Source organism: Paractinoplanes atraurantiacus (assembly GCF_900215205.1).
GTDB lineage: Bacteria > Actinomycetota > Actinomycetes > Mycobacteriales > Micromonosporaceae > Actinoplanes > Actinoplanes atraurantiacus.
On sequence record NZ_OBDY01000008.1, the window covers coordinates 41,716 to 53,836 of the forward strand.

The 12,121-nt window shown below is 71.9% G+C and carries 11 protein-coding genes; 9 read left to right on the top strand and 2 right to left on the bottom strand.

The window, feature by feature from the left end; all coding sequences use genetic code 11:
- The first annotated feature begins 9 nt into the window (after positions 1-9).
- The 7 genes from CRP55_RS19810 to CRP55_RS19840 are packed head-to-tail and all read left to right on the top strand — an operon-like array spanning position 10 to position 8,496.
- Complete coding sequence (locus tag CRP55_RS19810; protein ID WP_097321595.1) at positions 10-702, top strand: response regulator transcription factor; 693 nt, start codon at positions 10-12, stop codon at positions 700-702.
- Complete coding sequence (locus CRP55_RS19815) at positions 695-1,708, top strand: sensor histidine kinase (protein ID WP_097321596.1); 1,014 nt, start codon at positions 695-697, stop codon at positions 1,706-1,708. Before CRP55_RS19810 ends, CRP55_RS19815 begins: the two co-directional genes overlap by 8 nt.
- 52 nt (positions 1,709-1,760) lie before the next feature.
- Entirely contained in the window at positions 1,761-2,222 is a 462-nt protein-coding gene (locus CRP55_RS19820; protein ID WP_245923203.1) for a sigma factor-like helix-turn-helix DNA-binding protein, read from the top strand.
- Positions 2,219-3,046 (top strand): hypothetical protein, encoded by an 828-nt coding sequence (locus CRP55_RS19825; protein ID WP_143234743.1) that lies wholly within the window; start codon positions 2,219-2,221, stop codon positions 3,044-3,046. The genes CRP55_RS19820 and CRP55_RS19825 overlap by 4 nt, the downstream gene beginning before the upstream one ends.
- A gap of 40 nt (positions 3,047-3,086) precedes the next feature.
- Entirely contained in the window at positions 3,087-5,309 is a 2,223-nt protein-coding gene (locus CRP55_RS19830) for a transglycosylase domain-containing protein (protein WP_245923205.1), read from the top strand.
- A gap of 9 nt (positions 5,310-5,318) precedes the next feature.
- Entirely contained in the window at positions 5,319-7,517 is a 2,199-nt protein-coding gene (locus CRP55_RS19835) for a helix-turn-helix domain-containing protein (protein WP_097321599.1), read from the top strand.
- Positions 7,504-8,496, top strand: a complete 993-nt coding sequence (locus CRP55_RS19840) for a maleylpyruvate isomerase family mycothiol-dependent enzyme (protein ID WP_097321600.1) — start codon at positions 7,504-7,506, stop codon at positions 8,494-8,496. Before CRP55_RS19835 ends, CRP55_RS19840 begins: the two co-directional genes overlap by 14 nt.
- Positions 8,497-8,550: 54 nt before the next feature.
- On the opposite strand, the gene CRP55_RS19845 is transcribed toward CRP55_RS19840, so the two are convergent.
- Entirely contained in the window at positions 8,551-9,219 is a 669-nt protein-coding gene (locus CRP55_RS19845) for a Tat pathway signal sequence domain protein (protein ID WP_097321601.1), read from the bottom strand.
- A 231-nt stretch (positions 9,220-9,450) separates the two neighbouring features.
- Between CRP55_RS19845 and CRP55_RS19850 the strand changes: the two genes are divergently transcribed.
- Positions 9,451-10,080 (top strand): DUF6230 family protein, encoded by a 630-nt coding sequence (locus tag CRP55_RS19850; protein WP_097321602.1) that lies wholly within the window; start codon positions 9,451-9,453, stop codon positions 10,078-10,080.
- A gap of 2 nt (positions 10,081-10,082) precedes the next feature.
- Positions 10,083-10,625, top strand: a complete 543-nt coding sequence (locus CRP55_RS53110) for a DUF6114 domain-containing protein (protein ID WP_179855253.1) — start codon at positions 10,083-10,085, stop codon at positions 10,623-10,625.
- A 153-nt stretch (positions 10,626-10,778) separates the two neighbouring features.
- Here the strand turns inward: CRP55_RS53110 and CRP55_RS19860 are convergent, their stop codons facing one another.
- Positions 10,779-12,101 (bottom strand): DNA topoisomerase IB, encoded by a 1,323-nt coding sequence (locus CRP55_RS19860; RefSeq protein ID WP_179855254.1) that lies wholly within the window; start codon positions 12,099-12,101, stop codon positions 10,779-10,781.
- Between the last annotated feature and the right edge of the window lie 20 nt (positions 12,102-12,121).

Here is a 12,121-nt window from a genome sequence, read left to right on the forward strand (position 1 = left end):
CCTCCGAACGTGACCCACCAGGTACTCGTCGTCGACGACGACCCGACCGTCAGCGACGTCGTGCGCCGCTATCTCGAGCAGGACGGCTGCCGGGTGCGGCTGGCCGCCGACGGGCTGGCCGCGCTGGCCGCCGTCGACGCCGAGCGCCCCGACCTGGTCGTGCTCGATCTCATGCTGGGCGGGCTGGACGGGCTCGACGTGTGCCGGCGGCTGCGGGCCGAGCAGCCCGGCCTGCCGGTGGTCATGCTGACCGCGCTCGGTGAGGAGAGCGACCGGGTGCTCGGCCTCGAGGTCGGCGCCGACGACTATGTGACCAAGCCGTTCAGCCCGCGTGAGCTGGTGTTGCGGGTGCGTTCGGTCCTGCGCCGCACCGCGCCCGAGGCCCCGCCCCGGCCGGCGCTGCTGCGCGACGGTGATCTGGTGGCCGACACCGGGCGGCGCACCGCCGAGCTGGCCGGTCGGCCGCTCGCGCTGACCGTCCGCGAGTTCGACCTGCTGGAGTTCCTGCTGCGGCATCCGGCGCAGGCCTTCTCCCGCGCCCAGCTGCTCGACCGGGTGTGGGGCTGGCAGTTCGGCGACCAGTCGACGGTGACCGTGCACGTGCGCCGGCTGCGCGAGAAGATCGAGAAGGATCCGGCGGCGCCGGAGCGGCTGCTGACGGTGTGGGGCGTGGGCTACCGGTACGAGCCGGGCCATGCGTGACATCCTGCTGATCGGCCTCTACTCGCTGGCCGCGGGCGCGGTCGTCGGCCTGCTCGGTGCGGCGGCGCTGCGGGCGCTGCGCGGGCGGTCGATCACGGTGCACGTGTGCGTGCTGCTGGCCATCACGGTGGCGGCGGTGGTGGCCGGGGTCGTCACGGTCGCGCGGGCCATGTTCCTGTCCGCCCACGACATGCAGGTCGTCCTGGTCACCGTGATCGCGTCGGCCGTGGTCAGCCTCGGGCTGGGCCTGGTGTTCGGGCGGCGGCTGGCGGCGGCCGCGGTGTGGGCGGCGCAGGCCCGCGAGAAGGAACGGCGGATGGAGGCGGGCCGCCGCGACCTGGTCGCCTGGGTGTCGCACGACCTGCGCACCCCGCTGGCCGGGCTGCGGGCGATGACCGAGGCGCTGCAGGACGGCGTCGTCGCCGATCCGGCCACCGTGGCCGAGTACCACCGGCGCATCGGCGCCGAGACCGACCGGATGAGCGGCCTGGTCGACGACCTGTTCGAGCTCTCCCGCATCCACGCCGGCGCCCTGCGGCTCACACCGTCCGATCTGCCGCTGGCCGACGTCGTCTCGGACGCGGTGGCCGCGGTGGCCCCGCTGGCCGGCAGCCGCGGGATCCGGGTGGTGGCGTCCGGGCACGAGTGGCCCGTCGTCACCGCCGGTGCGGCCGAGCTCAACCGGATCCTCGACAACCTGCTCACCAACTCGGTGCGGTACACGCCGGCCAACGGCACCATCCACATCGACGCCGGCCAGGACGGCCGGGCGGTCTGGTTCGCGGTGTCGGACAGTTGCGGCGGCATCGCGGAGGACGACCTGCCGCGGGTCTTCGACGTCGCGTTCCGCGGCACCCGGGCCCGCACACCGGAGACCGCCGGCGGTGGCGGGCTGGGTCTGGCCATCGTCCGCGGCCTGGTGGAGGCCCACGGCGGCCAGGTGCGGGCGCACAACGTCACCGGCGGGTGCCGTTTCGAGGTGCGGCTGCCCCGGCTGCCGGCGTGAAAAACTTCTCGGCCGGACTGCACAGCGGCGTCACGAGGGCCGTCCTAGTGGCGTGACCTTCGAGCAATTCGCGATGGCCCGGCTGCCCAGCCTCCTGCGTTTCGCGGTCGTCCTCACCGGCGACCGTGACCTCGCCCAGGACATAGTCCAGGAGGTGCTGGCCCGGGTGCAGGCCCGCTGGCGGCGGATCAGTGAGACCGAAGACCTGGAGGCGCACGTCCGGCGCATGGTGCTCAACGAGTACCTGTCCTGGCGGCGCTTCTGGGCGGTCCGCCGCCTGCGGGACGTCCAGGGCAGCGTGCCCGACGGCCTGTGGGAGCGCCTGGCTGGGCTCGGCCGCAAACAGCGGGCCGTGCTGGTGCTGCGCTACTACGAGCAGCTGGACGACGGCCAGATCGCCGACTGGCTGGGCAGCTCGCGGCCGGCCGTGCGAGGCCTCGCGTCGAAGTCGCTGAAGACGCTCCGGCTCGAGCCGGAGCTCGTGGAACGCATTCCCGCCGAGGAGAAGTCGTGACTGTGCAGCACCCCGACCAGCTGCGCGAGGTATTCGCGGAGCATGAGTACGACACCCCCGACCCCTCCGCCGTCTACGCCCGTGTGGTCGAGCTCTCCGGCCGCTACAAGCGCCGCCGGCGGGGCGCCCAGATCGCGGCGGGCGGCGTCCTCGGAGCCGGCCTGATCGCCGGCTCCATTAACCTGCCCGCCTTCCTTCCGGGCAGCTCGAGCGGCACCGCGGCCGGCATTCCGGTCGCCGCCGCGCCGGCCGCCCCGGCGTCGACCGCGCCGAGCGACGAGGAGCTGCAGAAGCGCTGGGACGCGTACTCCGGTGCCGGCTACGGCCTCGGCGACGCCGAGAAGCTGGCCAAGATCTGGAAGGTGTCGGACGTGGCCGCCGTCAAGGTCGAGGCAGGCCGTCGGCTGCTGCTCGGCGAGACCCTGCCGGTCCGGCCGCACCCGGACGTCATCCCGGCCGACCCGGCCACCTCGCCCGAGCAGGACAAGCAGTTCGCGGCCTTCTTCGACGCCGGCTACGTATGGGCCGACGCCGAGAAGCTGGCCGGCCTGTGGAACCTGAGCGACCCGCCGGCGGCCAAGCTCGAGGCCGGCAAGCGCCTGCTGGCCGGTCAGGACCTGCCGGTCAAGCCGAAGCCGGCCAACGTGGCGGCGGCCAAGAAGCAGAAGGCCGAGATCGCTCAGGTCGACGCCTTCTTCGCGAAGGGCTACGACGGGGACGACGCGGCCAAGCTTGCCGAGCTGTGGCATCTTAAGACCCCGTACGATGCCAAGATCGCAGCCGGCAAGAAACTGCTGGCCGGAGAGACACTGCCGGCCTTCTAGGCCGGGCGAGACCCCCAGGTCGCAGCAAGGAGACACCCGCGTGCGTAAACGCGACCACCACCCCGTCGCGAATGCCGCGACCCTGCTCATCTGCGGCCTGCTCGGCGGCCTGGTGCTGGCCGCGGCGGCCTTTCCCGCCGCGGCCGTGTCGGGCCTGGCCGCCAAGGCCGGCGAACAGGGCTTCGCGAGCCTGCCCAGTGAGCTTCGCGACTTCAGCTCCCCGCAGATCACCCGGATCTACGCGAACGACGGCAAGACCGCGCTCGCGCAGTTCTACGACGAGTTCCGCAGCGATGTGCCGATCAAGGACATCTCGAAGCACATGCGCGACGCGATCGTCGCCGCCGAGGACCGCAACTTCTACCACCACCACGGCGTCGACCTCAAAGGCGTCGCCCGGGCCGCCGTCAGCAACTCCGGCGGCAACTCCCAGCAGGGCGCCTCGACCCTGACCATGCAGTACGTGCGGTTGTCGCTGGCCTACTCGGCGACCAGCCCGCAGGAGGTCGTCAACGCGACCAAGGACACCCCGAAGCGCAAGATCACCGAGATGAAGTACGCGCTGCAGGTGGAGAAGGAGCTGTCCAAGGACCAGATCCTGGAGCGCTACCTGAACATCGCGCCGTTCGGCAACCAGGCGTACGGGGTCTACGCGGCCAGCCAGATCTACTTCAACAAGCGGCCCAAGGACCTGACGATCGGCGAGGCGGCGATGCTGGCCGGCATGGTCAAGGCGCCGACCAGCTTCAACCCGACCATCCCGAGCGGATACGACCAGATCCGGGACCGGCGCAACGACTACATCATCCCCGGCATGGTGGAGCTCGGCTCGATCACCGCGGCCGAGGCGGCCAAGGCGGTGAAGGAGCCCATCCCGCGCAAGACCAAGCCGGTCGGCAACGGCTGCGTCTCGGTCGCGAAGAACAACTGGGGCTTCTTCTGCGACTATTTCTATCGCTGGTGGATGGGCCAGGAGGCGTTCGGAGCCACGACGTACGAACGTGAGCGGCGCCTGAAGAGCGGCGGCTACCGCGTGGTCACCACCCTCGACCCGAAAGCGCAGGACGCGGCCCGCAAGCGGGTCAGCCAGAACATCGCCGACACCAGCCGCAACGCGATCCTGCTGGCCGGCGTCGAGCCGGGCAGCGGCAAGGTGCGCGTGCTGGCCGCCAACCGGCGCTACAAGCTGGACGCGCCGGCCAACCCGCTCTCGCCGGACCCGGCGCTGCGGGCCAAGGGCGTGCGGGCCTCGTACCCGAACACCACCAACCCGCTGATCACCGGCGGCGGTGACATCGGCGGCTACCAGGCGGGCTCGGTCTTCAAGATGTTCACCATGGTGGCCGCCCTGGAGCGGGGCTACACGCTGAGCTACCCGATCGACTCGCCGGCCCAGTACCACTCTCACTACCCGGTCGCCAAGGGCTCGCCGTCCGCCTGCGCCGGCACCAGCGACTGGTGCCCGCGCAACGCGTCGGCCAGCGAGAAGGGCGTGTTCGACATGTGGTCCGGCTTCGGCAAGTCGGTCAACACGTACTTCGTGCCGCTGGAGGAGCGGGTCGGCGCGGACAAGGTCGTGGCCGTGGCCAAGCGCTTCGGCGTGCAGTTCCGCAACTCGCAGGACGCCGCGTACGCCCAGCCGGCGGCGGCCCGGACCTGGGGCGCCTTCACGCTCGGCGTCTCCGCGTCGACGCCGCTGGACATGGCGAACGCGTACGCCACCCTGGCCGGCGACGGCATGTACTGCGCGCCGACCCCGGTCGAGCAGATCACCACCCGGCACAACGAGAAGCTCGACGTCGGCAAGCCCTCCTGCAACCGGGCCACCAGCCCGGACGTGGCCCGGGCGGCCCTGGACGCGGCCCGCTGCCCGGTCGGCGACTCGGCCCAGATGGGCAAGTGCAACGCCTCCGGCACCGCGCCCGGCGCCCGCTCCGAGATCGGGCACCCGATCTTCGGCAAGACCGGCACCACCGACCACGACAAGACGGCGTCGCTGATCGTGGGCACCACGTCGATGGTGGTGGCCGGTTACATGGTCGACCCCGACTGGCAGAACCACCCCGACCGGATGTCGCATGCCCTCGTCAACGCCGCGGTCATCGACACCATGCACGACTACATGAAGGGCAAGCCGAAGGTCCAGTTCAAGACCGCGGTGAGCCGCAAGGTCATCGGCGTGCAGCGCCCGCCCGCGCCACCGAAGCCTCAGCCCGGCACCAAGCCCACCAAGCCCGGCACGAAGCCGGTGCCGACCCGCTAGAAAAGGGTCATGGAGTCGTTCGGGGAGTTGATACGCCGGCTGCGCACCGGCGCCGGGCTGACCCTGGAACAGCTGGCCGAGGCGTCCGGGGTGACCGACCGGGCGATCAGCGACATGGAGCGCGGGGTCAGCCGGGGCCCGCGTGTCCGCACGGTGGCGGCCCTGGCCGACGGCCTGGGCCTCACCGGCGGCGAGCGGGAGGCCCTGCTCGCCGCCGCCCGGGCCGGCCGCACCGGCGCCACCGCCACGCAGCTGCCACTGCCCAGTGAGGTCGCCGACTTCACCGGCCGGGCGGCCGAGCTGGCCCAGGTCCGGGCCTGGTCCTCGGGCGCGGTCGTCGTGATCAGCGGCGACGCCGGCGTCGGCAAGACCACGTTCGCCGGCCGGGCCGCTCAGGCGTGGCCCGAGCGGCTCTTCGTCGACCTGCGCGGGCTCGACGAGGAACCGCTGACCGCGGTGGCCGTGCTGGACCGGCTGATCCGAGCGGTCGATCCGGGCCGCCGCTCGGTGCCGCCGGACGCCGACGAGGCCTCGGCCCTGTGGCAGACCCTGATCCGCGGCCGGCGCCTGGTCGTCGTCCTCGACAACGCGATCGGCGAGAGCCACGTCCGCCCGGTGCTCCCGTCGCAGGGCCCGGCCGTAGTCCTGGTTACCAGCCGCCGCTCCCTGAGCGGCCTCGAGGACGTCCACCGGATCCGCCTGGGCCCCCTGCCCGAGGCCGAGTCGGTGGCCCTCCTGAACAGCATCATCTCGGCCTCCCCTTCCCCTTCGTCTTCCCCGTCGCATGATCAACTCCGGCGCATCGCGGATCTCTGCGTGCACGTCCCGCTGGCGCTGCGCATCGCCGGCAACCGTCTTCTGAGAGGGGCGGCCGACGAACTCATCGCCCGCCTCGCCACCGGTGATCCCCAGGTCACGGCGGCCATCGACCTGTCGTACCAGCAGCTGTCGGGCCCGTCCCGGCGCCTCTTCCGGCGGCTCGCCCTCGTGCCGGGCACGTCGACCGGCCCAGAGCTGGCCGCCGTGCTGGCCGAGGAGCCGCTGCTGACCACCGAGGACGCCCTCGACGACCTGGTCGACCTCAGCCTGCTGCAACAGCGTCCCGACGGGCGTCTGGAGTTCCACGACCTTCTCCGGTTGTACGCGTCGGAAGCGCTCGACCGCGAAGAAGGCCCCAACGACCGCGCGGCCATCGTCGCCCGCCGCGACGACTGGCTCCTCGACACCGCGATCGTGGCCGGGCGGCACTTCGAACCCGACTTCGGCCCCGGCCGAGCCGGCACGACCGACATCGTCGAGTTCACCACACCGGCCGGCGCGAGCGCCTGGCTGCAGGCCGAATCCGAGAACTGGCTGGCCGCCCTCCGCACGGCCGGCGACGAGCGTGTCATCGAGGTGGCCGAGTCCCTGCACTGGTACTCCGACAGCTGGTTCGCCTGGCCCGGCTGGGAGGACGTCTTCACCCTGTCGTGCGCGGCCGCCGACCGGCTCGGCGACGACCGCTTGCGCGCCGTCCACGAGGGCTATCTGGTCTGGGTGTACGTCGTCGTGCAGCACCGGGTGGAGGAAGCGCTCGAGCACGCCCGACGCGCCCTGGACGCCGCTGAGCGCGCCGGCGACCTGCGCCAGGTCGCCTGGGCGCGCTACTACGTGGCGTGGTCGCTGCAACTGCGGAAGCGCCGCCCCGAGGCCGTGGCGCAGATCAGCCGCGCCGTCGCCGAGTTCCGCGAGGCCGGCGACCGCGAAGGCGCCCCCAACGGCCTGCTCATGTGGGCGAACATCCTGGCCGACATGGGCGAGCCCGGCGAGGCAGCCACCCTCTACCGCGAGATCATCACCACCGTGACCGACCCGGCCACGGCCCCACCCCAGCACATCGCCGACTTCGCGCAGGCCGCCGCCCACCAGGTGCTGTCCGACATCGAGGCGGCGGCCAAGCGCTGGCCCGAGGCCCTGGACGCGGCCACCCGCGAGATCGAGCTCCGCGAACGCCAGGGCGAGAACGTGGGCGCCATGGTCCGGGCCCTGACCCGCCGGGCCGCCATCCACGTGGAACTGGGCGACCTGGAAGCGGCCCGCTCCGACATGACCGCCTTCGAAACCCTGCGCGACCGCGCCGGCGAGCAGGTGACGGAGCCCGGCCCGGTCCGCGACCGCATCGAAAAGGTGTACCGCGCACTGGCATCATCGCGGGATGCGCATCGATGAGCATCTCCAGTTCCTCCGCGGCGACGGGGAGGCCATGGCCGGCATCGCCGAGCGCGCCGGGCTCGATGCCGTGGTGCCACCGTGCCCCGGCTGGCGGGTCCGCGACGTACTGCTGCATCTCGGCGGCGTCCACCGGTGGGCGGCGGCCCACGTCTCGGAGCGTCGCGAGCGCCCGATCGGCCCCGAGGAGGAGAGCCGGTTCTTCGAAAGCGTGAGCGACGATGCCCTGATCGACTGGTTCCGCTCAGGGCACAGCGCACTGGTCGGCACGCTCACCGGGGCCGATCCCGCGCTCGCGTGCTGGAGCTTCCTGCCGGCGCCGTCGCCGCTGGCTTTCTGGACACGCCGCCAGGCACACGAGACGGCGGTCCATCGCGCCGACGTCGAGTCGGCGGTGGTCCGTCGCGCTGACGTCGAGTCCGCGGTGGTCCGTCGCGCTGACGTCGAGTCCGCGGTGGTTCGTCGCGCTGACGTCGAGTCTGCGGCGGTCCGTCGCGCTGACGTCGAGTCTGCGGCTGGGAGGCGCACCGGTCCGAGTGGCCGGGCAGGTTATCCACAGGCCGCGGGCCGTCCACAGGGCACCGACATGATCTCGGGCTTTTTCGTCACAATGGGGCAGGACGGGGGCCCCCAAGGGAGGGCGGGGGCTGCGGTCGGGCGGGCTGCGTTCGCGGTGGACGGGGTCGAGGAGTTGTTGCGGGGGTTCTTCGCGCGGCGGCCCGAGCGGCTCACCTGCGAGCCGCCGGTGGCGATCGCTCTGTCGGCCACTGACGTCGAGGCGGCCTGGACCGTTCGCATGGATGGCGGTGGGCTGCACGTGAGCGACGGCGCCGGGCCGGCCACGCTGGCCCTGTCGGGAACGGCGGCCGATCTCTATCTGCTGCTGTGGAACCGGATCGGGCCGGAGAAGCTCACCGCCGAAGGCGATTTGGGCGCGCTGGACGTGTGGCGTGCAAGGGCGACCGTGAAGTGGAGTTGAGGGGCCGCTCGCCGGGCGCATTTCGGGTGCCCGGCGAGCGGGGGATGTTCCCCGTCAGTTGGTGAAGACGGCGGGGGTGCCCTCGACGGTGCTGTCCAGGACCGGGGCGTATCGGGCGGTGAAGAAGCCGGCTCCGGGGCAGGTGATCGGGCCCGACGCCTTGGTGAAGGCCTGCTGGGTGAACGTGATCGAGTTGTCCTCGTTGGCCGACACGCCGGTGATGGCGTTGCCGTCGGCGCGGTAGACGCAGGTGACCGAGCCGAGGATGGTGCCCAGGCTCAGCGTGGTCTGGATGGGGGCGGTGTCGGTGCCGCTCACGGTGACGGCGCCGGTGGCGCTGTCGACGGTGGTGGCGAACGGCGTGTTGTTCACCGTCACGCTGTTCACGCGGGTGACGCCGAAGATGTTCGCGGTGCAGGTGGCGAAGGTGTGCGAGGTGACCGACTCGGTGGCGACGCCGGGCGCCTCCGGGTTGTCGACGACGGTGGCCGTGAAGGCGGACTCGGCGCACTTGATGCCGGTGGTGCCGCCGGCGGTCGTGGTGAAGTCGGCCGTGGTGCCGGTGGCGACCGAGGCGGTCAGCAGGTCGCCGACGGCGACGGCGGTGCCCCCGGCCTCTCCGACGGTGAGCACGGCCGGGGCGTCGGCCAGGGCCGGGGTGGCGCCCAGGCCCACGGAGGCCGCGACCGCGGTGATCACGATGATGGTTCGGTACGCGCGCATGGCTTCTCTCCTCAAAGGTTCGGATTAGCGCAGGTACCGACGTTGACGCTCGACTTGTCGGTTTATAGACCTCGGTTGTACGTAACGTCAAGGCAACCGTGGCGTAACAAAGCACGACCTGCGATCCCCGGCCGCTCGACTTGACCGGTCCGCTACCCGGGAGTAACTTCGGCCAATCGACATTGACGCTCGACGATATTGAATCGCGATTTGTCGATCTAGGAGTTGCCGATGAGAACAAGGTCGAAAACGAGGAGAGAAACGAGCTGGAAGCGCTTCGGCGCGATGTTCGGCATCACCGCGGCGATGGCCGCCGGGCTGGTGGCGCTGACCGCGGAGGGCGTGCTGGCGGCGAACTTCTCGATCTCCGGAATGCCGTTCACGGTCACCGCCACCCAGCTCCAGGGAACCGGGTTCGAGCAGTTCGCGGCCCTGGACACCATGATCGAGGACAGCCCCAACGCGGGCGACACCGGCGGCCAGGTCGTCGTCATCGTCTCGGCCATCGACAAGGCCGAGCTGACGAAACTGTGCCAGAGCGTCTCGCTCGGCGGCATGTACTTGAAAATCACCGCCGGCGACAACGGAACCCCGGTCAAGGCCGACAGCCTGGTCGTCGACTCGGATCAGATCTCCGGTGAGGCCGACTTCAAGAACATCGACATCGGTCAGGACGCGAGCACCTTCGACAAGGTGAACGACCGGCGCAACGGCGGAAAGATCACCGGCGGCGAGGGCGTTTTCGGCCAACAGGCCGACACCGTGGCCATCGCGAACCTGCGGCAGAACAACTACGCCACCACGGCGGCCCGGTTCACGCTGCCGCACCTGCGCATGGCCTTCACCGGCGACGGTTGCTGACGATGGGCGGGCGCTCCTCCTTCTCCCGATGGCGGCACGCCCGCCCCTTCTGGGGCGGCCTGCTCGTCACCCTGGCCGGCGCCGAGATCCTCATCTCGGTCAAGGCGCCGCTGCCGGTCATCATCCACGTAGGGATGCAGGGCCTGGCCGGCCTCCTGGTGCCGATGGTCCTGCTGCTGTGCGGCATCCTGCTGATCTTCAGCCCGGCCCAGCGCCTGTTCTACTCGCTGGTCGCCGCGGCCCTGAGCCTGAGCTCGTGGCTGACCTCCAACCTGGGCGGCTTCATCCTGGGCATGCTCCTCGGCCTGATCGGCAGCGCCCTGGCCTTCGCCTGGAACCCCCGCCCCGAAAACCCGGAAACGCCGACTGAGGAGCAGCCCACGCCGTCCGAACCCTCCACCACGACAGCCGAGGACGTCGGCACCTGGAGCGAGGCCGCGCAAGCCGGCGGCCCCTCCGGGCCGGCTCCCGCCCCGCCGGTCGAAGCCCGGCCCACATCGGCCGGGGATTCCGTCCCCACCCGTAGGCACCGCCGAGTCGGGTGAACTGCCGGCCCGGCGCTCTTCGCCGGACGGGGTTGGGTCGGGAGCGCCGGTGGGGGCGCGATCGCGGACCAGCCTTCAGCCGCCCGGTGGCGCGGTCGCCATCGCGGAGCCCACTTCCACCGCTCGGCCGCCCACCCGGATCGGCGATGTCTCTCAGGGGAACGTGGGGTCGGCGGTGATCAGGGCGGCGGCCGCCGACTGTACGGCTGGGTCGCGCCACACCACGGGGAGGCGGTCGTCGTTCAGGCGGGTTGCGGCCTCGGTGATGGCGGGGGCGATGGTGCGGCCCTGTTCGTAGGCGGTCAGTACGGCGGGGTGGATGTAGGAGGTGCGGGCCACGGCGGGGGTGTTGCCCAGGAGGGCGCTGGTAGCGCGTACGGCAGCCAAGGTCGTCGATTTTGCCTTTTGGTCGTGGCGGGCGCCGCCCAGGGCCGCGGCGGCCAGGACGGTGCCGGCCCAGGTGCGGAATTGCTTGGCGGTGGCGTCTATGCCGGTGTGCGTGTGGATGTAGGCGTTGACGTGGGCGCTGTGCACCGGCTGCCAGGCGCCGTCCGCCCGCTGCCAGGCCAGGAACTCGGGGCCGGAGTCGTCGCGGGCGATCAGGCGGCGCACCCAGGCGGCGACGGCGGGATCGGTCACCTCGACCACGCGGTGCTTGTGCTCCTTGGCGATGTAGTCGAAGTGCACGGCGTCCTTGGTGACCCGGACGTGGTCGCGGTGCAGGGTCGTCAGGCCGTACGTGTCGTTGTCGCGGGCGTAACGCTCGGAACCGACCCGGAAGAAGCCGAGATCGAGCAGGCGGGCGGCGATGCTGAGGACCCGGTCGCGGTCGAGTGCGCGGCGCCCGCGAGGGCTCACGCCCAGCTCGGCGCCGACGTGGTCGCGCAGCAGGGGCAGGGCGCCGGCGAAATCCGGCAGGTGGGCGAACTTGTCGAAGGCGCGGGCTTCGGTCCAGGCCGCGCTGTAGCGGTACTGGGTGCGGCCGGCGGCGTCGGTCCCTACGGCTTGGACCTTCGCCTCGGGGTCGGCCGCGACCCAGACGTCGTGCCAGCCGGGCGGCAGCTTCAGCGCCCGGATCCGCGCGAGAGTGGCGGCGTCGGTGACGGGCCGCCCGTCGTCGTCCGTGTAGCCGACAGCCCGTGCCGAGCTGCCCGCGCCCGCTGAGCCGCCCGCGCCCGCCGAGCCGCGCGCTGAACCGCCCGCGCCCGCTGGGCCGCGCGCTGAGCCGCCCGCGCCCGCTGGATCGCGCGCTGAGCCGCCCGCTTCGGCTGAGCTGCCCGCGCCCGCTGAGCCGCCCGCGCCGGCCGAGCCGCCCGCGTCGGCTGAGCTGCTGGCGTTGGCCGAGCCGTTTGCAGCGGTCGGGCCGGCAGTGGGTGCCTGATTTGCCACGCTTTCTGTGGTGGCTGAGCGGGCTCTGTTTGCGGGGCCGTCCTGCGTGCGGCGGTAGCCGGGTGGGCGGGGGTGATCGTCGGTCACGACCGGAAGTGTTGCTCGCG

Excerpts from the sequence above, each read along its gene's own strand:
- CRP55_RS53110 (WP_179855253.1), top strand. The coding sequence starts at position 10,083 with ATGGGCGGGCGCTCCTCCTTCTCCCGATGGCGGCACGCCCGCCCCTTC.
- CRP55_RS19835 (WP_097321599.1), top strand. The coding sequence starts at position 5,319 with ATGGAGTCGTTCGGGGAGTTGATACGCCGGCTGCGCACCGGCGCCGGG.
- CRP55_RS19815 (WP_097321596.1), top strand. The coding sequence starts at position 695 with ATGCGTGACATCCTGCTGATCGGCCTCTACTCGCTGGCCGCGGGCGCG.
- CRP55_RS19845 (WP_097321601.1), bottom strand. The coding sequence starts at position 9,219 with ATGCGCGCGTACCGAACCATCATCGTGATCACCGCGGTCGCGGCCTCC.
- CRP55_RS19840 (WP_097321600.1), top strand. The coding sequence starts at position 7,504 with ATGCGCATCGATGAGCATCTCCAGTTCCTCCGCGGCGACGGGGAGGCC.
- CRP55_RS19850 (WP_097321602.1), top strand. The coding sequence starts at position 9,451 with ATGAGAACAAGGTCGAAAACGAGGAGAGAAACGAGCTGGAAGCGCTTC.